Annotated in this window: 9 protein-coding genes; 8 read left to right on the top strand and 1 reads right to left on the bottom strand. The window is 72.8% G+C overall.

The window, feature by feature from the left end:
• A partial coding sequence (locus ACIPPS_RS32140) for a type I polyketide synthase (protein WP_401439577.1) occupies positions 1–13244 on the bottom strand: 13244 nt, incomplete at its 3' end.
• Positions 13245–13595: 351 nt separating this feature from the next.
• Here ACIPPS_RS32140 and ACIPPS_RS32135 point away from each other — a divergent pair.
• From ACIPPS_RS32135 to ACIPPS_RS32100, 8 genes are all read left to right on the top strand, one after another.
• Positions 13596–13982: a YybH family protein gene (locus ACIPPS_RS32135; RefSeq protein ID WP_401439574.1), complete on the top strand. Its 387-nt coding sequence runs from the start codon at positions 13596–13598 to the stop codon at positions 13980–13982.
• 83 nt (positions 13983–14065) lie between these two features.
• Positions 14066–15412 (top strand): FAD-dependent oxidoreductase, encoded by a 1347-nt coding sequence (locus ACIPPS_RS32130; protein WP_401439571.1) that lies wholly within the window; start codon positions 14066–14068, stop codon positions 15410–15412.
• Positions 15413–15480: 68 nt separating this feature from the next.
• Positions 15481–15843 carry a nuclear transport factor 2 family protein gene (locus tag ACIPPS_RS32125; RefSeq protein WP_401439568.1) on the top strand — a complete coding sequence of 121 codons (363 nt, stop codon included), beginning with the start codon at positions 15481–15483 and terminating at the stop codon, positions 15841–15843.
• Positions 15844–15936: 93 nt separating this feature from the next.
• Positions 15937–17226, top strand: coding sequence for a nucleotide disphospho-sugar-binding domain-containing protein (locus tag ACIPPS_RS32120; protein WP_401439566.1), 1290 nt, complete (start codon positions 15937–15939; stop codon positions 17224–17226).
• Positions 17227–17296: 70 nt separating this feature from the next.
• Positions 17297–18475, top strand: coding sequence for an acyl-CoA dehydrogenase family protein (locus ACIPPS_RS32115; RefSeq protein ID WP_401439563.1), 1179 nt, complete (start codon positions 17297–17299; stop codon positions 18473–18475).
• Positions 18476–18576: 101 nt separating this feature from the next.
• Positions 18577–20037, top strand: coding sequence for a flavin monoamine oxidase family protein (locus ACIPPS_RS32110; RefSeq protein WP_401439561.1), 1461 nt, complete (start codon positions 18577–18579; stop codon positions 20035–20037).
• Positions 20038–20156: 119 nt separating this feature from the next.
• Complete coding sequence (locus tag ACIPPS_RS32105; RefSeq protein WP_401439558.1) at positions 20157–21092, top strand: NAD(P)-dependent oxidoreductase; 936 nt, start codon at positions 20157–20159, stop codon at positions 21090–21092.
• A gap of 173 nt (positions 21093–21265) precedes the next feature.
• Positions 21266–22606, top strand: coding sequence for a nucleotide disphospho-sugar-binding domain-containing protein (locus ACIPPS_RS32100; RefSeq protein WP_401439556.1), 1341 nt, complete (start codon positions 21266–21268; stop codon positions 22604–22606).

Genomic DNA, 22606 nt, shown 5'->3' with positions numbered 1-22606 from the left:
ACGTCGTCGTCCGCGTTCGCGGCCACGGCGCCCGTCGTCACGACCACCAGGCGGGAGTCGGCGAACCGCTCCTCCGCCAGCCAGCCCTGCACCAGCCCCAGCACCTCGGCCGTCGCCTCATGCACCGCGACTGCGCCCGTACCCGCACCAGTACCAGCACCCGCACTAACACCCGCACCCGCACTAACACCCGCACCCGCACCCGCACTCACCCCCGCGACACCGCCGACGGCCGCACCGGCCGCCAGACGCACCGCGACGACGGGCGGTACGGCCGCGCCGGCCTCCACCGCGGCCATCAGGCCGGGCAGGTCCGGATACGCCCCGCCCTCGCCGAGCAGCGTCACGTCCTCGGCCCCGCCGCCCGTACCGGCCGCCGTGGTGAGCGGCTTCCACTCCACCCGGTACAGGCCGTCGCGGATGGCCGATCCGGCGGTGCGGAGAGCGTCCTTGGACAGGGGTCGGTAGACCATGGAGGCGACGGTGGCGACCGGGGCGCCGGTGGCGTCGGCGAGGTCCAGGGCCACCGATTCCGGGCCCGTCTGACTCAGGCGTACGCGCAGCGTCGAGGCGCCCACCGCGTGCACCCGCGCCCCGGCCCAGGTGAACGGCAGCACCGCGACGCGGTCCTCGTCCACGACACCGGGCAGCAGCAGATGCAGGGCGGAGTCGAGAAGCGCGGGGTGCAGTTGGAAGCGCTCGGCGTCGGCGCGCTGCTCGTCGGCCAGGGCGACCTCGGCGAACAGCTCGCCTTCGGTCGCGCCCTTCCACGCGCGGCGCAGGCCCTGGAACGCCGGGCCATAGCCGTACTCCTGCTCGGCCAGGCGCTCGTACACGCCGGCCAGTTCCACCTCTACGGCACCGGCGGGCGGCCACGCCGTCAGGTCGGACCTGTTCACGGCGCCGCTGTCGCCGGTGGTGTGTGCGCCGGTGGTGAGTACGCCCGAGGCGTGGGTGGTCCAGGACCGGGTGTCGTCACCGTCCGCGTCGGGGCGAGCGTGCACCTGAAGTGTCCGGCGACCGGCCGTGTCGGCTGCCTCGACCACGACCTGGACCTGGACACCGCCGCGCTCCGGCAGGACCAACGGAGCCGCCAGCGTCAACTCCTCCACCCCGTCCGCGCCGACATGGCGGGCGGCGTGCAGCGCGAGTTCCAGCAGGCCCGCTCCCGGCACCAGCACCACGTCCGCGACGGCGTGCTCGGTCAGCCAGGGATGGGTGCGGCGCGACAGACGACCCGTGAAGACGTACTCGTCACGGTCGGCGATCGTCATCGCGGCGCCGAGCAGGGCGTGACCGGCCTCGCTCAGCCCCAGACCGGCCGCGTCACCGGCGACCGCCGGGGCGTCGAGCCAGTAACGGCCGTGCTGGAAGGCGTAGGTGGGCAGGTCGTCGACGCGCCGGGCACCCGGGAAGACCGTCGTCCAGTCGGGCGTGATGCCCCGAACCGCCAGCCGGCCCAGGGCCGCCCCGACGGTGTCGGGCTCCGTCCGGTCCCTGCGCAGCGCGGGCGCGAGCGATCCGGCGTCGTCCGTCAGGCACTCCTGGACGAGGGCGGTGAGCACCCCGTCGGGGCCGAGTTCCAGCCAGTCGGTGACGCCCAGCTCCTCCAGGTGGCGCACACCGTCGGCGAAGCGGACCGCCTCGCGGATGTGGCGCGCCCAGTAGTCGGGCGAGGTGAGCTGGTCGGCCGTGGCCGTCGTGCCGGTGACGTTGGACACCACCGGGATCGTCGGGGAGCGGAAGGTGAGCCCTTCGGCGACGGCTCGGAACTCCTCCAGGACGGCGTCCATGTGGGGGGAGTGGAAGGCGTGCGAGACCGGCAGGAGCTTGGTCTTGACGCCGACCTCACGCCATCGCGCGACGACCTCGTTGACCAGGAGTTCGTCACCGGAGATCACCGTCGAGCGGGGCCCGTTGACCCCGGAGACGACGACCGCGTCGCCGAAGTCGGTGAGCGACGCGCGGACCTCCGCCTCGGTCGCCTGGATGGCGGCCATGGTGCCGTCCTCGCGCGCGGCCTGCATCAGCCTGCCGCGCTCGGCGACGAGGACGCAGGCGTCCGCCAGGTCCAGCACACCGGCCAGGTGGGCCGCGGTGACTTCGCCGATCGAGTGGCCGAGGAGGTGGTCCGGGGTGATCCCGTGGTGCTCGAAGAGCCGGAACAGCGCGGTCTCGAGCGCGAAGAGCGCCGCCTGGGTCATGACGGTCTGCCCGAGGAGCGCGGAGTCGGCGCTCCCCTCGGGGGCGAAGACGACCTCCTTCACGGACCGGAAGAGCTCGCGGTCGAGCTGGGCGCAGACCGCGTCGAACGCGGCCCGGAAGACCGGTGACGCGGCGTAGAGCTCCCGGCCCATACCGAGGCGCTGGGACCCCTGACCTGTGAGCAGGAACGCGAGCTTGCCGCGCCTCGCGGTGCTCCCGTGGACGACCTCCGGCGCGGACGCGCCGTCGGCCAGGGCCCGCAGACCGGAGGCGAGTGCGTCCGGGTCGGTGCCGAGGACGGCGGCCCGCCGTTCCAGCGTGCCCCGCGTGGTGACCAGCGACCAGCCGATGTCGGCCGCCGCCACGCCCGCGTTGCCGGTGACGTACGTGTGCAGTCGCCGCGCCTGGGCGCGCAGCGCCGTGTCGTCGTGGGCGGAGAGCAGCCAGGGCACGGGCAGGCCGGTGGCGTCGGATCCACTCGTGGTGCCGGTTCCGTTGATGGCGTCGGACCCGCCGGTGAAGGGAGCGGAGGGAGTGGTGGGAGTGGCGGGAGTGGAGGACGTGGAGGACGTGGCGGGGGTCGGCTCGGTGCGGGCCGGCTCCTCGATGATGACGTGCGCGTTCGTGCCGCTGATGCCGAAGGACGAGATGCCCGCGCGTCGGACCCGGCCCTCGGCCTGCCATGGGCGCTGTTCGGTGAGGAGTTCGACCTCGCCCGTGGACCAGTCGATGTGCGGCGAGGGCTCCTCGGCGTGCAGGGTCCTCGGCAGGACCCCGTGGTGCATGGCCTTGATCATCTTGATGATCCCGCCGACGCCGGCGGCTGCCTGGGTGTGGCCGATGTTGGACTTCAGGGATCCGAGGTAGAGCGGACGGTCCTGGGTCCTTTCCTGGCCGTATGTGGCGAGGAGTGCCTGGGCTTCGATGGGGTCGCCGAGGCGGGTGCCGGTGCCGTGGGCTTCGACGGCGTCGATGTCGGCGCCGGTGAGGCCGGAGTTGGCGAGGGCCTGGCGGATGACGCGTTCCTGGGAGGGGCCGTTGGGTGCGGTCAGGCCGTTGGAGGCGCCGTCCTGGTTCACCGCCGAACCACGCACGACCGCGAGGACCTTGTGGCCGCTCCTACGGGCGTCGGACAGGCGCTCGACCAGCAGCAGGCCCACCCCCTCCGACCAGCCCGTGCCGTCGGCGTCGGCCGAGAAGGACTTGCACCGGCCGTCGGTCGCGAGACCTCGCTGACGAGAGAACTCCACGAAGACGTTCGGCGAGGACATCACCGTGACGCCACCCGCGAGGGCGAGGTCGCACTCCCCGCCGCGCAGCGCGTTCGCCGCCAGGTGCAGGGCGACCAGCGACGACGAGCACGCCGTGTCGACCGTGACGGCCGGCCCTTCGAGGCCGTACGTGTACGACAGTCGCCCCGACACCACGCTCGACAGACTGCCGGCGAGGGTGAAGCCCTCGAACTCGGGCGGGGTGCTGGCCAGGCGGGAGGCGTAGTCGTCGTACATGGCGCCGGTGAAGACGCCGGTGTTGGTGCCGCGTACGGTCGCCGGGTCGATTCCGGCGTTCTCGAAGGTCTCCCAGGCGGTCTCCAGGAGGAGTCGTTGCTGGGGGTCGGTCGCGGTCGCCTCGCGCGGCGACATCCCGAAGAACTCCGGGTCGAACTGGTCCGCCTCGTGCAGGAAACCGCCGTGACGGACGTACGAGGTGCCGATGCGGTCCGGGTCGGGGTCGTACAGCGCGTCGATGTCCCAGCCCCGGTTGGACGGGAACGCGCTGATCGCGTCCCCGCTCTCGGCGACCAGCCGCCACAGGTCCTCCGGCGACGCCACGCCGCCGGGGTAGCGGCAGGCCATGCCGACGATGGCGATCGGCTCGTCGGCCGAGGCCGGCCTCGTCTCCACGACCGGCCTCTTCGCCACCCTGCCCGACACCTGGCCCAGCAGGTGGGCCGCGAGCGCGGCGGGCGTGGGGTGGTCGAAGACGAGGGTCGCGGGCAGCCGCAGGCCCGTGGCCGCGTTCAGCTGGTTACGCAGCTCCACCCCGGCCAGCGAGTCGAAGCCGAGCTCCTTGAAGGGGCGTTCCGGGTCGACCGTGGCGGAGCCCGCGTGGCCGAGGACCGCCGCGACCACCCCGCGGACGAACGCGCGTACGGCGTCCGGTCGCTCGCCCTCGGGCAGCGCGGCGATGCCCTGCGCCCAGTCGCCGCCGACCGGAGCGCCGCCGCTCCGCCGCGCACGGCGCGGCCGGGTGCGGACCAGACCGCGCAGCAGGACGGGAACCAGGCCGTCGGAACCGGTACGGGCCTTCGCCGGGTTCATGGCGGCCGGGGCCAGTAGTGGGGTGTCCAGGGCGAGGGCCGCGTCGAACAGGGCGAGGCCCTGCCCGGGCGTGAGCGGGGCGACGCCGATGCGGGCCCAGCGAGCCAGGTCGGTGTCCCCGAGCGTGCCGCCCATGCCGACCGTGTCGTCCCACAGCCCCCAGGCCAGGGACGTGGCGGGCAGGCCGGCGGCGCGGCGGTAGGAGGCCAGGGCGTCGAGGAAGGCGTTGGCCGCCGCGTAGTTGGCCTGGCCCGCCGTGCCCGTGAGGCCGGAAAGGGAGGAGAAGACGACGAACGCGCCGAGGTCGAGGCCGCGTTCCCGGGTGAGTACGTCCAGATGCCACGCGGCATCGGCCTTCGGGCGCAGCACGGACTCCAGCTGCTCCGCGGTGAGGTTCTCCACCGTGGCGTCGTCGAGCACGCCGGCCGTGTGGACGACGGCGGTCAGCGGCCGCTCGGACGGGATCGCGTCGAGGACCGCCGCGAGGGCCTCCCGGTCGCCGGCGTCGCAGGCCACGAGCTGCGCGTCGGCGCCGAACTCGGCCAGTTCCGCGCGCAGTTCGGCCGCACCGGGGGCCTGCGGGCCACGGCGGCTGAGCAGCAGCAGGTGCCGTACGCCGTGCCGCGAGGCCAGGTGGCGGGCGAGGAGACCGCCCAGCCCTCCGGTGCCCCCGGTCACGAGGACGGTGCCGTCGGGGTCGAGGCGGGGGGTGGCGCCCCTCCCGGTACGGCCGGTGGCTGTGCCGGTGCCGGTGGAGGCGGAGGTGCCGATGGCGGTGACGGTATCGGCGTTCGTAACGTCGGCGTCCGTGTCCGTGGCGTCCGTGCCGTCCGTGGCGTCCGTGCCGTCCGTGCCGTCGGCGTGCGCGGTCGTCGTGGCGGGCGGCGGCGTGGTGCGGGCCAGGCGCGGGGCGTGCAGCCGTCCTGAGCGTACGGCGAGCTGCGGCTCGTCACCGGGGACGGCGGCGACCAGCGCCTCCGTGCCGTCCGACGCCCCTGCCTCCTCATCGACGTCGACGAGCAGCAGACGGCCGGGGTGCTCCGTCTGCGCCGAGCGCACCAGGCCCCATACGGGCGCGGTGGCGAGGGCGTCGATCCCTTCGCCGGGGAGCACCGCGACCGCGCCACGCGTGACGAAGGCCAGTCGCGCGTCCTGGAAGCGGTCGTCGGACAGGAAGCGCTGGACGAGTCCGAGCGCGCGGCGGGTGACGTGGTGCGCGGCGGCGACCGGGTCGGCGTCCTCCAGAGCCCAGCGGTCGGTACGTACGACGACGATGTCGGCTCCGACGACGCTGTCGAGCCCGGAGTCGTCGCCGTCGCCGTCGCCGTCGCCGTCGACGCGGTCCGCGCCGTGGACCGCGTCCGGCAGGGTGGCCAGGCGGGAGCCGGCCGTGTCCGGCGCGGGGACGGTGGGCCATTCGACGGTGAACAGCGCGCCCGGCCCACCGGTTGCGGGGGCGACGGCGTCCTTGGCGACCGGGCGCAGGGTCAGGCTCTCCACGGACGCCACGGGGGCGCCGGTGGGGTCGGTGACGGTGAGCGTGACCGTGTCGTCCGGCACGCGACCCTCGCCCGGCCCGGACCCGGCCGGCGGAGAGATACGTACGCGCAGGGCCGTGGCGCCCGTGGCGTGCAGGGACACGCCGGACCACGCGAAGGGCAGCTTGATCCGGCCGGACGCGTCGGCGCCGTGGGACGCACCGGACCCGTCGGAAGCGCCCGACCCGTCCGGACCCGTGGTGGGGGCCGACCCGTCCGGACCGGCTGCGAGGCCCGGCCCGGTGGCTCCGGCGTCGTCGGCGTAGGCCAGGACGAGGGGGTGGAGTGCCGCGTCCAGCAGCGCCGGGTGAAGGCCGAAGTGGGCGGCGCTGTCGTGGTGCTCGGGGGCCAGGCTCACTTCGGCGTAGAGGTCGTCGCCCGCGCGCCACAGGGCGGTCAGGCCCTGGAACGTCGGCCCGTAGGCGTATCCGAGCTCCGCGAGCCGGCCGTAGACGTCGGTCAGCGGCTGCGGCGAGGCGTCCGCCGGGGGCCAGGAGGCGTCGCCCTCCCACCGCTCGGGTTCGGCGGTCTCGGGCGTGAGGATCCCGGTGGCGTGCCGGGTCCACGGGAGCTGCTCGGCGTCGCCGCCGCCGTCGGGGCGTGCGTGGACGCTGAACGGGCGGGTGCCCCCGTCGTCGGGGACACCGACGGCGACCTGGACCCGGACGGCGCCGCGCTCCGGCAGGACGAGCGGGGCCTCCAGGGTGAGGTCGTCGACGCGGGCGGCCCCTGTGTGGTCGCCTGCGGCGATCGCCAGTTCGAGGAACGCGGTGGCCGGGACGAGGACGGCGCCGCCGACCACGTGGTCCGCGAGCCACGGCTGCCCGTGGAGGGAGAGGCGGCTGGTGAGGACCACGTCCTCGCGGTCGGCCAGGTGGACGGCCGTCGTCAGCAGCGGGTGCCCGGCCGGGTCGAGGCCCAGCGTCCGGGCGTCGGCACCCCGCTCGGTCACGAGCCAGTAGTGCTCACGCTGGAAGGGATAGGTCGGCAGGTCGGTCCGGCGTCCGGCGGGGAAGAACGACCCGGCGTCGAGGGCCGCGCCGTTGACGTACGCCGTGGCGAGGGCCGTGGCCACGGTCTGCGCCTCGGGCCGGCCCGCGCGCAACAGGGCGACGGCGGTGACCGGAGCGTCGGCCTGGCCGCCGGCGTGGCGAGCGTCGGCCTGGGCCTCGGCGTGGCGAACGTCGGCGTGATGAGCGTCTGTCCGGCCCTCGGCGTGGCGAGCGTCGGCCCGGCCCTCGGCGTGGTGAGCGTCCGACTGGCCTCCGGTGTGGTGCGTGCCGGAGTCGTCGGGCCGGGGGGCGTGCGCCGCCTCGACGGCCATCGCCGTCAGCACGGCGTCGGGGCCGACCTCGACGAAGACCGTGGCGCCGCGCTCCCGCAGGGTGCGTACGGCGTCCAGGAAGCGTACGGACTCCCGGATCTGGGACGTCCAGTAGGCGGGCGAGGTGAGTTCGGCCGTGGTGGCGAGTCGACCCGTCACGGTGGACACGAGGGGGATGCGGGGCTCGTGGAACCGTAGACCGGAGGCCACCTCACGGAACTCGGCGAGGATGCCGTCCATGTGCGGCGAGTGGAAGGCGTGGCTCACGTTCAGGCCCCGCGTCTTGCGTCCGCGCTCGCGCCACAGCGCCTCCACCGCGTCGACCGCGGTCCGGTCGCCGGAGACGACGACGGAGTCGGGACCGTTGACGGCCGCGAGGGCGATCTGCCCCTCGAACTCCCCAAGCGTGGACGCCACTTCGGCCTCGCCCGCCTGGATCGCCGTCATCGCCCCGCCCTCCGGCGCGGACTGCATCAGCCTGCCCCGGGCGGCGACGAGCGCGGCCGCGTCCCGGAGTCCGAGTACACCGGCGACGTGCGCGGCGGCCAGCTCGCCGATCGAGTGCCCGGCGAGCAGGTCGGGGGTGAGCCCGTGGTGGTCGAGCAGCCCGAACAGCGCCACCTCGACCGCGAAGAGGGCGGGCTGGGTGTACGCGGTGCGGTGCAGCAGCGCCGCGTGGTCGCGCCCGTCCGGGGTGTCCTCGTCGGCGAGGACGACGTCCTTCAGCGGGACGTCGAGGTGCGGGTCGAACGCGGCGCAGACCGCGTCGAAGGCCTGGGCGTAGACGGGGTGCGTCGCGTACAGCTCCCGGCCCATGCCGACGCGCTGCGCGCCCTGCCCGGTGAACAGGAAGGCGGTCGCGCCGGACCGGGCGGCGCTCGCGGTCACGGTGCCCGGGTCGGCCGCGCCGCGTGCCAGCGCGTCGAGGCCGGCGAGCAGGTCCTCGCGGGTGGTGCCGACGACCGCCGCCCGCTGCTCGAACGCGGTACGGGCGGCCAGGGAGCGGCCGATGTCCTGCCCGGTGACGTCGGCGTCCCCGCTCAGCCGTGCGTGCAGCCGGCCGGCGTGCGCCCGCAAGGCGCGCTCGTCCCGCGCGGACAGCACCCACGGGACGGGCGAATCGGCACCATCGGCGCCGGTACGGGTGTCGGTGTCGGTGCCGGTGCCGGTGCCGGTACGCGTGCCGGGGTCGGTACCCATGCCCGCGCCGGTACGGGTGTCGGCGTCCGCCTCGGGGAGGCCGGTCCGCTCCACGTCCGAGGCTTCGGCCGGGGCGGCCTCCTCGATGATGACGTGGGCGTTGGTGCCGCTGATGCCGAAGGAGGAGACGGCGGCGCGACGCGGCCGGCCGGTCTCGGGCCAGGGCTGTTCCTCGGTGAGCAGCGACAGGGCGCCCGACTCCCAGTCGACGTGCGGGGACGGCTCGTCGACGTGGAGCGTCCTCGGCAGCACGCCGTGCCTGATGGCCTCGACCATCTTGATGACACCGCCGACACCCGCGGCGGACTGGGTGTGCCCGATGTTGGACTTGAGCGACCCGAGCCGGACCGGCGCGCCGCCCTCGCGGCCCTGGCCGTAGGTGGCCAGCAGCGCCTCCGCCTCGATCGGGTCGCCGAGCCGGGTCCCGGTGCCGTGCGCCTCGATCGCGTCGACGTCGGCCGTGGTCAGCCGGGCGTCGGCCAGGGCGTCGCGGATCACCCGCTGCTGGGACGGGCCGTTGGGGGCGGTCAGACCGTTGCTGGCGCCGTCCTGGTTGATGGCGGTGCCGCGGACGACCGCGAGGACCTGGTGTCCGTTCCTGCGGGCGTCCGAGAGGCGTTCGAGGAGCAGCAGGCCGACGCCCTCGGCCCAGCCGGTGCCGTCGGCGGAGGCGGCGAAGGACTTGCAGCGGCCGTCGGGCGACAGGCCGCGCTGGCGGGAGAACTCCAGGAACATGCCCGGTCCCGACATCACGGTGGCGCCACCCGCCAGGGCCAGGGTGGTCTCGCCCTCGCGCAGGGAGCGCACCGCCATGTGCATCGCGACCAGGGACGACGAGCAGGCGGTGTCGATGGTGACGGCGGGCCCGACGAGGCCGAGCTGGTAGGCGATCCGCCCGGACAGGATGCTGGTGTGACCGCCGGTCAGCAGGTGCCCCTCGACGCCCTCCGGCGCCGCGTCCATGCGCGGCCCGTAGTCGAGCGCGGTGCCGCCGACGAAGACGCCCGCGCGGCTGCCCTTGAGGCCGTGCGGATCGAGGCCGGCGTGCTCCACCGCCTCCCAGGCGGTCTCGAGCAGGAGCCGCTGCTGCGGGTCCATGCCGAGGGCTTCGCGCGGAGAGATGCCGAAGAAGGCGGCGTCGAACGCGCCGGCGTCGTGCAGGAACCCGCCGTGCCGTGCGGAGCTCTTGCCGCTGCGTTCGGGATCCCGGTCGTAGAGCTCCTCGTCCCAGCCGCGGTTCACGGGGAACTCGCTGATGGCGTCCCTGCCGTCGGCGACCAGGCGCCACAGCTCCCGCGGCGAGGAGACACCGCCGGGGAAGCGGCAGGCCATCCCGACGATGGCGATCGCCTCGTCGGCGCGGGCCCGGCGCGCGCGGCGCCCCGACGGGGTCGCGGCACGGGCACCCTGGGCGGTCGGTGCCGCGCCGGCCACGGTCGCGCCCTCCTCCGGGCCGGAGGCCGGAGCGTCGAGGACGGCGGTCGCCAGGTGGTCGACCAGGGTGTCGAGGGTGGGATGGTCGAAGAGCAGCGAGGACGGCAGCCGCAGACCGGTGACCTTGCTGAGCCGGTTGCGCAGCTCCACGGAGGTGAGCGAGTCGAAGCCCAGGTCCTTGAAGGTCCGCCGCGCGTCGACGGCGTCCGACTCGTACTCCAGGACGGCGGCGGCCTCCGCACGGACGAGCGCGGCGACCGCGCGGCGCCGTTCCTGCTCGTCGACCCCGGTCAGCCGGGCGTGCAGCTCCGTCGCGCCGGCGGTGTCCGTCTCCGCTCCGGTACGCACGTCCTCGCCGACCCAGTAGCGGCGCCGCTGGAAGGCGTACGTGGGCAGGTCGACCCGGTGCGCCCCGGAGTCGGCGAGCCGGCCGGCCCAGTCGACCGGCACGCCCTGGACCCAGGCCTCGGCGAGCGAGGTGGAGAACCGGCGGAGGCCGCCCTCGTCGCGCCGCAGCGAGCCGACGAACACGGCCTCGCCGTGGCCGCGGGCCTCCGCGGTCTGCTCGATGCCGACGCCCATGAGGGGGTGGGGGGACATCTCGATGAAGGTCGCGTCACCGTCCGCCAGCACGGCGGCGACGGTCTCCTCGAAGCGCACGGTCTGCCGCAGGTTGCGGTACCAGTACGCGGCGCCCATCTCGGTGCCGTCGAGGGGCCCGGCGGTCACCGTGGAGTAGACCGGTACGTCGGCGGGGCGGGGGGCGATCCCGGCGAGGACGGAGGCGAGTTCGGCCTCCAGCTCCTCCACCTGCGCGGAGTGCGAGGCGTAGTCGACGGGGACGCGGCGGGCGCGGACCTTCTGCGCCGCGCACTGGGCGAGGAGTTCGTCCAACGCCTCGCTCTCGCCGGCCACGACGACCGTGGCAGGGCCGTTGACCGTGGCCACGGAGAGCCGGCCGTCCCAGGCGGCGATCCGGTCGGTGACCCGGGCGGCGGACTCGGCCACGGAGGCCATGCCGCCGCGGCCGGCGAGGGCCAGCAGGACCCGCGAGCGCAGCGTGACCACCCGGGCGGCGTCGCGCAGCGACAGGGCGCCGGCGGCGCACGCCGCCGCGATCTCGCCCTGCGAGGCTCCGACGACGGCCATGGGGGTCACCCCGTGGGAGCGCCACAGCTCGGCCAGCGACACCATCACCGCGAACAGCGCGGGCTGGACGACGTCCGCCCGCTCGAACTCCGGAGCGCCCGGCGCCTGGCGCAGCACCTCGCGCAGGTCCCAGTCGACGAACTCGGCGAGCGCCGCTGCGCATTCGTCCATGCGGCGGGCGAACGCGGGGGCGGAGTCCCACAGCTCCACAGCCATGCCGGCCCACTGCGAGCCCTGTCCGGGGAAGACGAACACGACGCGGTCCGCCGCCGGTCCGGTGCCGTGCGCGGGCCCTTCGACGAGCCCGGGAACGCCCTCGCCCTCCGCCAGCGCGCGCAGACCGTCGACCAGGTGCTCGCGGTCGGCGCCGACGACGACGGCGCGGTGCTCGAAGGCGGTACGGGCCGAGGCCAGCGTCCCGGCGATGTCCAGCGCCCGCAGCGAGGGCCGCTCGTCGACGTGGGCGGCGAGCAGACCGGCCTGGGCACGCAGGGCGCGCACACCACGCCCGGACAGCACCCACGGCACGACACCGACCTCGGCGACCGGCTCGGGGGCGGCCGCCGCGGCGGTCTCGGCGTCCCGGTCGGAGGCGGTCCCGGTGGCCGACTCGGCGCCGGTCTCGGCGCCGGTCTCCGTGCCCGCCTCGCCGGCCGATCGCGTCCCGGCGGTCCCGGCGGTCCCGGCCGCCTCGGCCGTCTCGCTGGGTCCACCGTCGTGCACCCCACCCGGCCGGGCGTCCGACGGGGCCTGTTCCAGGACGACATGGCAGTTCGTGCCGCCCATGCCGAAGGAGCTGACGCCGGCCACCAGGGGGCGGTCGGGCCGGGGCCACGGGGTCAGGTCGCGCTGCACCGCGAGGCCGAGCTCGGCCAGCGGGATGCGGGGGTTGGGCGTCTCGAAGTTGAGGCTCGCCGGGATCTGCCGGTGCCACAGGCTCAGCAGGGTCTTGAGCAGCCCGACGATGCCCGCCGCGCCTTCCAGGTGGCCGACGTTGGTCTTGGCCGAGCCGACGAGCAGCGGGTCGTCCTGGCCGCGGCCACCGCCGAGCGCCGCACCGAGGGCGGCCGCTTCCAGCGGGTCGCCGACCGGGGTGCCCGTACCGTGCAACTCCACGTACTGCACGCTCCCGGGCGCCACGCCCGCCTGCGCGTACGCCTGGCGCAGGACGTTCTCCTGGGCCACCGGGCTGGGCACGGTGAGGCCGGGAGTGGCACCGTCGTTGTTGACGGCGCTACCGCGTATCACTCCGTAGACGCGGTCGCCGTCGGCGATCGCCCGGCTCAGCGGCTTGAGAACGACGACGCCACCGCCCTCGCCACGGACGAAGCCGTTGGCGCGCGCGTCGAAGGTGTACGTCCGGCCGTCGGGCGACAGGCCGCCGAACCGCTCCTCGGTGACGGCCGCCTCGGCCAGGATGTTGAGGTTCACGCCGGCGGCGATCGCCATGCCCGACTCCCCGGTGCGCAGCGACTCGCACGCGAGGTGGACGGCGACGAGCGACGACGACTGGGCCGCGTCCACGGTGAGGCTGGGGCCGTGCAGCCCCAGGTGGTAGGAGACGCGGTTGGCGATGACGCCCCGGTTCACGCCCGTCATCGTGTGCTGGGTGATGGCGTCCGCGCCGTGCTGGTTGACCAGGCTCGCGTAGTCGTCGCGCAGCGAGCCCACGAAGACCGCGGTGCTGCTGCCCCTGAGCGTGGCCGGGACGATGCCGGCGTCCTCCAGGGCGGCCCAGGTCATCTCCAGCACGATCCGCTGCTGCGGGTCCATGGTGACGGCCTCGCGCGGCGAGATCCCGAAGAAGCCGGCGTCGAACTCCCCGACGTCGTCCAGGAACCCGCCCCGCCGCGCCCCGTCCGGAACGTCGTCCCCCGGCGGGAGGTCCTCGTCGAGGAGCGACTCCCAGCGGCCTTCCGGAGCGTCGGTGATGGCGCTCCCGCCCGCACTCAGGAGGGACCAGAGGGCTTCGGGCGTCGGCGCACCGGGAAGCCGGCAGGCCATTCCGATGACGGCGACCGCCTCGCCGCTTCCGTCGCCGGTCGTCGCCACAGAACCCTGCTCAATCGTCATCGCGCTCGGATGCCCTTCCCTAGGTGAATCCCTCACGGCACTACGAGGCACGCATTTCCCTTGTCAGTGAAATGCGGTAAACGCCCCGTGGTGACAGTCGATTCGAATCTCTGCGGTTGCGCAACGCCATTTCCAGCAACCCGGACAGGCTTCCTCAGGACAGTAACAGTGAGGCGCTCCGGCCCCTCTCAGTCGCCAGTCACGGGGCAGTAATCACCCGACGAACAGCGTGGTGGGGAGCCTGTTACTTGCCGATGAGCGGCTAATGGGAGCTGACCGGTTACGGTCTCTCCGACTTCATCCGAGCACACGTTTACCGAGAAGTCCACAGGAAGCGGAGCGGACTGCATCATGGCGAATATCGAGCTCACCAGCGACGCCGAAAAGCACACCGATCTCTATGTCCGGGCCATCAACTCCGGGGACGCGACGGCGGTCAACGCCATGTACACCCCCGAGGCCGTGGCCGCGTGGGAGAAGGGCAAGCCGCTCACCGGGCGGGAGCGCGAGGTCTACGTCGAGGAGTTCCTCAAGCTGAAGCCCGTCATGACGGCCACGACCCGGCACGCGTACGTGACAGGTGACACCGCCCTCCTCGTCGTCGACTGGACGATGGAGATCGTCCACGCCGACGGCTCCAAGGAGAACGGCGAAGGCGTGGGACTCGACGTGCTGCGCCGCGGCGAGGACGGCAACTGGCGCTACGCGATCGACGACCCGTACGGCGAGTCGAAGTAACGCCCCCAGGCCTCATCACGGACAACGTCGGACGCCGTACGGCCGGTCGAAGCAGCGGACCCTGAAACTTGAGGAGCACTGAGATGACCCCAGCGCGTCAACGCGTCGGAGAGCACGCGGTCGTGCTCGGCGGCAGCATGTCGGGGCTCTTCGCCGCCCGCGTGCTGTCGGACGCGTACGAGAAGGTCACGGTGGTGGATCGCGACGAGCTCACCGGGGACCACCGGGTGCGGCGCGGCGTTCCCCAGGGCCGGCACCTGCACGCCCTGCAGGCACGTGGCCAGCAGGTCATCGAGGAGCTGTTCCCCGGCATCAGCGACGAGATGATCGCCGCCGGTGCGGCCACCGGCGACGTGGGTTTCCACACCCGCTGGTACTTCAACGGCAAGCAGCCGCGCCGGGTTCGCACCGGGCTGCGCGCCGTGGCCGCGAGCCGCCCCTTCCTGGAACGCCATGTCTACGAGCGGGTCGCCACCCTGCCGAACGTGGTGTTCCGGGGAGGCCACGACATCCTCGGCCTGGAGACCACGCCCGACCGCGCCCGGGTGACCGGAGTGCGGGTGCAGGCCCACGGTGGCGGCACGGCGGAGGAGTCGATCGGCGCCGACCTTGTCGTCGACGCCACGGGCCGCGGTTCCCGCGTGCCGGCCTGGCTGGAGGACCTCGGCTTCCCCCGTGTCGAGGAGTCCCGGCTCAAGGTCGGCGTCGGCTACACCACGTGCCGCTACCGGCTGACCTCCGACCCGTACGACGACGAGATCTCCATCGCCGTCATCGCCTCCGCCGACCTGCCGCGCGGCGCGATCATGACCAAGGTCGAGGACGACCTGGTCACCCTGACCGCGTACGGCATCCTCGGTGACCACCCGCCGACGGACCGGGACGGCTTCCGGGTCTTCCTGAAGTCGCTCGCCGTGCCGGACATCTACGAGGCGGTGCAGGACCAGGAGGCGCTGGAGGACCCGGTCGCCTTCAAGTACCCGGTCAGTGTCCGGCGCCACTTCGAGCGGGTGGCGCGCTTTCCCGAGGGGCTGCTGGCCACCGGCGACAGCGTGTGCAGTTTCAACCCGACGTACGCGCAGGGCATGACGGTCGCCTCGCTCGGCGCGCTGGTCCTGCGCGAGCACCTGGCCTCGGGGTCGGCCCCCGTCGCCGGCGCCTACTTCCGGGACGTCGCGCACCGGGCGGTCGACGGGCCGTGGGAGGCGATGACCATCAACGACCTCGCGTTCCCCGGAGTCGAGGGCAGGCGCACCCTGTCGACGCGCATGGCGCACGCGCTCACGTCCCGCGTCCAGGCGGCCTCGACCAGGGACGGCGCGGTGACCGAGGCGTTCCTGCGCGTCGTCGGACTCATCGATCCGCCCACGACGCTGATGCGCCCGGGGATGCTGACCCGGATCCTGCGCGGCTCCCGCGCCGCCTCCTGAACCACCGGGCCGCCCCACCGGCCCGCCCACCCCTCCACGACACGACCAAGGCGGTTGCCGAAGTGAGCATGGACATCAAGAACGCCTCCGAGATCATCCAGAAGTACATCGACACCTGGAACGAACGTGACGGCGGGCTGCGCAGGGAGCAGATCGCCGAGGTCTTCGCCGAGGACGGCTCGTACATCGACAACAACCTCGACGCCCCGGTCCAGGGCCACGCGGGGCTCGACGAGTACATGGCCTACTTCCACCAGGAGTTCGCCGAGTACGCCTTCTCCCTCGTCGCGGTCCTCAACGCGCACAACAACCTCGCCCTGTTCACCTGGCGCTGGGGCGCGCCCGGCGCGCCGGCCGCCGCCGCCAGCGGCACGGACGCCGTGGTCTTCGAGGACGGGCGCATCAGCAAGGTCTACGGATTCCTCAACTAACCGTCTCCGGCGTCCTGTCGGCCGGTCCGTCCGGTGCGACGGGCCGAACGACGGAGACGATCGACCGAAAGCGCACGCCGAGAGGGAACCTTCATGCGCGTTCTGCTCACCGTCCTTCCCGCGAAGGCCCATGTGCACGCGGTCGTGCCGCTGGCCCGGGCCCTGCAGGGTGCGGGGCACGAGGTCCGCGTGGCGTCCACGCATCCGGATGCCACGCGACCCATCCTCGCCGCGGGTCTCACCGCCGTACCACTCGGCGACGAGGACTACTTCCCGCCGATGCGGGTGGACGAGGAGAAGCTGGATCTGATCACCGAGAGGCTGGCCCTCGGCGTCGAGGACGGCGCGGTGTGGCGGGAGTTCCGGTCGATCGTCATGCCACCGATGTCCATCTTCTACCCCGTCGCGGGTCTCGCCGAGGACGCCGACGCCGAACCTCCCTCACTCGTGGACCGCCTGGTCGGGTTCGCCACCCAGTGGCGGCCGGACCTGATCCTGTGGGATCCGACCTGGCTCGCCGGTCCGGTGGCGGCCCGGGTCAGCGGCGCCGCCCACGCACGGCTGATGTGGGGGGAGGACTACTTCGGCTGGGTCAAGGACCGCTTCGACGAGCGCCCCGAACTGGCCGAGCAGGGCCTGCGCGACCCGCTGGTCGAGATGGCCGAGCCGGTCGCCGCGCGGTACGGCCTCACCGTGGACGACGAGCTGCTGCTGGGGCAGTGGACCGTCGACCCCATCCCCCCGGGGATGAGGCTTCCGACGAGCACCAGGACCGTGTCCGTCCAGGCGCTCCCCTACGGCGGCGCGGACGTCCTGCCCGAGTGGCTGTACGGCCCCCCGGAGCGCCCGCGGGTGGCGCTGACGCTTGGCACCACCTCCCGGGACTACGAGTTCGGGGCGGACGAGCAGGCACGGCTGGTCGCGACGATGCTGGAGGTCGCCGGTGGCCTCGACGTCGAGGTGGTGGCGGCGCTCAACAGCCGGCAGTTGGCGGGCCAGCGGGTGCCGGACAACTTCCGGGTGGTCGACTACGTCCCGTACACCGCCTTGCTGCCCACCTGCTCCGCGGTGATCCACCACGGCGGGTACGGCATCTCCGCGGCCGCCGCGGCCTTCGGCGTGCCCCAGCTGCTCCTGCTCCAGGACCACAACTGGTGGCACTCCCGGTCGACCGCGCGGTACGTGACGGAGCGCGGCGCCGGTCTCGCGCTCGACCCGGCGAACTCGACCGTGGCGGACATGCGCGGGCAGCTGCTGCGTGTGCTGCGGGAGCCGGGATTCCGCGCCGGCGCGGAATCGGTCCGCCGCGACCTCCTGGCGACACCCACCCCGAACGACATCGTTCCGCAGCTGGAACGGCTGACCGCGGAGCACACGAAGTAGCCGTGGAGCACATCCCGCACGATCCCCACCCCCTCGTCTTTCCGCCACACCAACCGCAAGGAGAAACAGGATGACCGCGGCTGACACGGAGACCGCAGCTGTACTGAAGGCAGTGACGGACCTCGTCCCGAAGCTGAGGGAGAATGGCCTCGCGGCCGAGGAGCGTCGCTGGGTCCCGGAGGAGAACGTCGAGCTCCTGGAGAAGGCCGGGGTGTTCCGGGCCGCGGTGCCCCGGCGCTTCGGGGGCCTCGACCTGCCGCTGGCCGACCAGGTCGAGATCTTCACCGAGATCGCGCGCGGCTGCGGCTCGACCGGCTGGCTGTCGGTCGCCTGGGTGACCAGCGGGTGGATGGCCACGCTCTACCCCGACCGCACCCAGGAGGAGGTGTTCGCCGAGCCTTCGGTGCGGATCTCCGGCGGCTTCACCCCCAGTGGAATGGTGACGCCGACCGAGGGCGGCTACCTCCTCAACGGCAGCTGGCGCTTCAACTCGGGTTGCCGAGCCGCTCATTGGGACCTCCTGGCCGCGCTCCTGGAGCATCCGGACGGCCAGTACGAGCAGGTCTTCGCGATCGTGCCGATGGCGGAGCTGTCCATCGCCGACGACTGGGACGTGACGGCCGCGCAGGGTACCGGCAGCTCCACGGTGACCGCCGAGAACGTCTTCGTCCCCGCGCACCGGGTCGCCAGTGGCGAGGACGCCGTCAACGGCACGTCCGGGGACCGGTCCAACACCGGCGCCACCGGCCGGAACTACGGGCTCGTCGGGGTCGTCATGGCCGCCTCCGTGGGGGCGTACATCGGTATGGCCAAGGCCGCCCTGGAGCTGTTCGTCGGCCAGGTCAAGGGCCGGCCGATCGCGTACACGCACCACGAGGACCAGTCGCAGCACCCGCTGACCCAGATCAAGGTCGCCACCGCGGCCAACAAGATCGCCGCGGCGGAGGGGCTCGCCGCCGGATACCTGAAGGTCCTCCAGGACCGTGCCGACGCCGGCGAGCAGCCCACCCTCGAGGAGCGGGCCGCGATCCGCGGTCAGTGCGGTTACGCGCTCCAGCTCACCAAGGAGGCCGTGGCGGAGCTGCACTCGGTGAGCGGGGCGTCGGCCATCGCCCGCAAGGCCCCGTTCCAGCGGTTCTACCGGGACATGATGGGCCTCTCCCTGCACGGGATGATGGCGCCCCACACCAACCTGGAAGTGCACGGCCGCGTGCTGCTCGGGCTCGACCCGGACACCGAACTCCTCTGAAACCGGCCGCCGTCGGCGGTAGCGGACCTCATACCTCCGGAACCCCCAGCCGGGCCCGTCAGGCGGCCCGCCCGGGGGTTTCGGCGACCTGGGAAGGAATCATGGATACTGCACGGAATTTGCTCGCTCCGATACCCGGCCGGCGTCCCTCGCGGCGCTCGCTGCTCAAGGTTGCGGCCGGCTCCGCAGTGGCCGCCGGGGCCGGGGCGGTCGGCCTCGGGGCCGCGTCGGCTGCCGCGGCCGACGGTACGCCGGGATACGACGCCATCGTGATCGGCGCGGGATTCGCGGGGGTCACCGCCGCTCGCGAGCTGCAGGCGAACGGCCTGCGGACGCTGCTGGTCGAGGCGCGCAATCGGATCGGGGGGCGCACCTGGACCAGCACGTTTCTGGGCAAGCAGGTCGAGTTCGGCGGCACCTGGATCGACGAGATCCAGGTCAACGTCTGGCGCGAGGCGCAGCGTTACAGGATTCCGATCGTGTCGGACACCGATCCGATGGACCGGGCCATCTACCCCGGCCCCGAGGGCGTGGCGACGTACACGCCCGACGAGGTCTTCGCTCGCGAGGCGACCCTGCTCGGCAAGGTGATGGAGGGGACCGAGGGCTTCTTCCCGCGTCCGTACGAACCGTTCTTCAACCAGGCGGGCCTCATCGAGCCGGACAAGCTGTCGCTGCGCGACCGGCTCGACCAGCTGCGGCTCAGCGAGGAGGACGACCGCTGGGTCAGCGCCATCACCGGCGGCTACTCCGGCGGCAGCAGCACGTACGGCGCGTACACCATGCTGGCCCACTGGTGGGCGCTGTCCGGGCGGAACTACGGCGGGTTCATGGGGGTCAACGTGGACCGCCCCGCCACCGGGATGAAGGGCCTCCTGCAGGCCATGCTCGACGATGCGAAGCTCTCCGGGTTCCAGCTGAGCACCCCGGTCTCGCGCATCGAGAACACCAACGCGGGTGTGCAGATCACCACCCGTGCGGGGCAGCGCATTTCGGCCAAGGTCGCTGTGGTGGCGCTGCCGGCGAACGTGTGGAAGAACATCAACTTCGGGACGGCGGGGCTGCCGAGCGAGTTCCTCACCCTGTCCAAGGAAGGCATGGCGGTCCAGTCCGCCCAGAAGATCTACATGCAGCTGCGCGGCGCGAACATCGGCCGCTTCGTGGCCCAGGCGCCCGAGGGCTACAAGCTCGTGTCGATGCTGACCCAGCACATCCTGCCCGACGGGCAGATCGCGGTGGGGTTCAGTGCCGATCCGACGCTGGACGGAAACAACCTGGAGCAGGTGCGTGCGGCGGTGCGCCAGCTCGACCCGACCCTGAACGTGGTGTCGGTGAAGGCGCAGCACTGGGGCCGCGACGAGTTCTCGCTCGGCGGCTGGACGTTCCGCCGGCCGGGCCAGCTCACCACGAAGCTGCGTGCTGTGCAGCAGCCGGTCGGCCGGCTGACGTTCGCCACCAGCGACATCGCCACCGGCTGGGCGGGGTACGTGGACGGCGCGGTCGAGTCGGGTTTCCGAGCGGCGAAGCAGGCGCTGGAACTGGCCAGGAGAGTGGCCGTATAACGCCCTGGTGCCGACCTCCGACGTCAATCCAGGATGACCTGAAATCTCTCCAGGGCGCCTCACTTACTTTTTTGTAAGTACTTGAGGGGCGGCGAAAGCGCTGCCTACGATCTCAACGAATGGCGTCCGGATACCAATTTTCCACTAGGAGACATCGCTCTATGTCCAACAACAACGCTCCTGTGTCAGTCGTCGGTCTCGGTCTCATGGGCCAGGCGCTTGCCGCGACTGTTCTGAAGAATGGTCACCCGACCACGGTGTGGAACCGGTCCGCCGACAAGGCCGACGCGCTCGTCGCCGAGGGTGCGAAGCTCGCCGGCTCCGTCGCCGAAGCGGTCGCCGCGAGCGACGTCGTCATCGTGTGCGTGTCCACGTACGAGGTCACGCGCGACCTGATCGACCCGCTGGCCGCCGAGCTGGCGGGCAAGACCCTCATCAACCTCACCACGGGTACGCCCGACGACGCCCGGTCGACGGCCGCCTGGGCCGCCGAGCACGGCATCTCCTACCTCGACGGTGCGATCATGGCGATCCCGCCGCTGGTCGGTACGCCGATGGGGCAGTTCTTCTACGGCGGCAAGAAGGCGGTCTTCGAGGCCCACGAGCCGCTGCTGCTGGAGCTCGGTGGCGCGTCCGTCCACGTCAGCGAGGACACCGGGGTCCCCCTGATCTTCGACCTGGCGCTGCTCACCGTCCTGTACGCCGCCGGCCAGGGCTGGGGCCACGCGCACGCGCTGGTCAACACCGCGGGCATCTCCGCCCAGGAGTTCCAGCCCTACGTCAACACGTGGGTGCAGTACGTCGTCTCCGCCGCCATCGCGAGCCAGGACCAGGCGCGCGTCATCGACGAGGCCGACTACGCGACCGAGATCTCCAACGTCAACACCAACCAGCTCGCGCTCGGTCACATCCTCCAGGCGAGCAAGGAACTGGGCGTCGACGCCTCCTGGCTGGAGCCGGTCAAGGCGGCCGCCGACGAGCTCGTCGCCGAGGGCTACGGCAACGACTCCTTCGCCCGCACCTTCGAGAAGGTGAAGGCAAAGAACAAGAAGTAGCCTCAATCGGCCTTCTCCTGGGTCGGCTCGTCGCGTCGGAATTCGTTCCGGCGCGACGAGCCGACCCCTTTTTCGTTCTTATTCAAGCCCTTCTTCCTGATTACTCACCGATTACTCAGGGGTGCCGCCCGCTCGACTAGTTTGCAGATATGACGAGGGAACGGGGGAGGGTCATGCGGGTGTTGTTCACGGTGTGGCCCGCACAGGCACATCTTTTACCGACCTACTCACTCGCCGCGGCACTGCAGGCGGCGGGGCACGACGTACGCGTGGCGGGTCTGCGCACGACGGCCGAGAGCGCCAGGGCGATCGGCCTCACCGGGGTGTCGCTCGGCGGCCCGGAACTCTCGGTGGGATCTCTGGAGGAAATCCGCGCCCGGGAAACGTCCGCCGAGCGCTTCGAGGGGGAACTCGATCACCTGGAGAAGGAGTTGGCGCTCGACGAGGCCGACGGCCGGCACTGGCAGACCTTCCGTCAGTTCCCCCTGTCGGCGGCACGCATGTTCCACCCCGCCCACGGTGGCCCACACGACCACCCGGCCCTGCTGGACGAGCTGATCGACTTCGCCGACCGCTGGCAGCCCGACCTCGTCCTGTGGGACCCCATCTGGCCCTCCTCCGCGATCGCGGCACGGCTGACCGGCGCCGCGCACGCACGGCTGCTGTGGGGCCAGGACTACCACGCCTGGGCCCAGGACCGGATCGACGCCCGTACGGGGCCGGGCGCCCACGGGCCGCACGGCCCCCGAGGACCGCTCGCCGACCTGGTGCGGGGCCTGGCCGACCACCACGGCGTGCAGGTCGACGAGGAGCTGCTGTTCGGGCAGTGGAGCGTCGACCCGATGCCGGCCGCGATGCGCCTGTCGACCCGTACCCGGACCGTCCCGATGCGCTGGATCCCGTACACCGGGCCGGCCTCCCTCCCCACGTGGATGCGCGAGTCCCCCACGCGGCCGAGGGTGGCCGTGACCCTGGGATCCTCGGTCCGCACCTTCGCGCCCGGCAGCTGGACGCGGTGGGTGGACAACCTGCTGGAGACGGTCGACGGCCTGGACATCGACGTCGTCGCCACCTTCGACGACGAGCAGCTCGCCGGGCGCAAGGTCCCCGACAACGTCAGGGCGCTCGCCTACGTCCCGCTCGCGCCGCTGCTGCCGACCTGCTCGGCGCTGATCCACCACGGCGGCAGCGGCACGCACGGCGCCGCCGTCGCCCACGGCGTACCGCAACTGATCACGCTGGCGGACCGCGGGCCGGGGACCCCCGTCACCGACAACACGATGGGCGCGTGGAGCTTCGCGCGCCACATCGAGGAGCGCGGCGCGGGGCTGATCCTCAACCAGGACCTGCACAGCGTCTCCGAGATGCGTGAGCGGCTGGACCGGGTGGTCCACGACCCGTCGTTCCGCGAGGGTGCCCGCGCGTTGCGGCGGGACGCGCTGGCCGTGCCGTCCCCCATGGACCTCGTGCCCACACTCGAAGAACTCACCGCCCGCCATCGGGTCCCGGCGTAG

Source organism: Streptomyces sp. NPDC090127, from assembly GCF_044746945.1.
Lineage (GTDB): Bacteria > Actinomycetota > Actinomycetes > Streptomycetales > Streptomycetaceae > Streptomyces.
This window is presented reverse-complemented; position numbering and strand designations above follow the sequence as displayed.

What these genes read in the sequence shown, in the direction of transcription:
- ACIPPS_RS32135 (WP_401439574.1), top strand. Translation starts at nt 13,596, where the DNA reads ATGGCGAATATCGAGCTCACCAGCGACGCCGAAAAGCACACCGATCTC.
- ACIPPS_RS32130 (WP_401439571.1), top strand. Translation starts at nt 14,066, where the DNA reads ATGACCCCAGCGCGTCAACGCGTCGGAGAGCACGCGGTCGTGCTCGGC.
- ACIPPS_RS32125 (WP_401439568.1), top strand. Translation starts at nt 15,481, where the DNA reads ATGGACATCAAGAACGCCTCCGAGATCATCCAGAAGTACATCGACACC.
- ACIPPS_RS32120 (WP_401439566.1), top strand. Translation starts at nt 15,937, where the DNA reads ATGCGCGTTCTGCTCACCGTCCTTCCCGCGAAGGCCCATGTGCACGCG.
- ACIPPS_RS32115 (WP_401439563.1), top strand. Translation starts at nt 17,297, where the DNA reads ATGACCGCGGCTGACACGGAGACCGCAGCTGTACTGAAGGCAGTGACG.
- ACIPPS_RS32110 (WP_401439561.1), top strand. Translation starts at nt 18,577, where the DNA reads ATGGATACTGCACGGAATTTGCTCGCTCCGATACCCGGCCGGCGTCCC.
- ACIPPS_RS32105 (WP_401439558.1), top strand. Translation starts at nt 20,157, where the DNA reads ATGGCGTCCGGATACCAATTTTCCACTAGGAGACATCGCTCTATGTCC.
- ACIPPS_RS32100 (WP_401439556.1), top strand. Translation starts at nt 21,266, where the DNA reads ATGCGGGTGTTGTTCACGGTGTGGCCCGCACAGGCACATCTTTTACCG.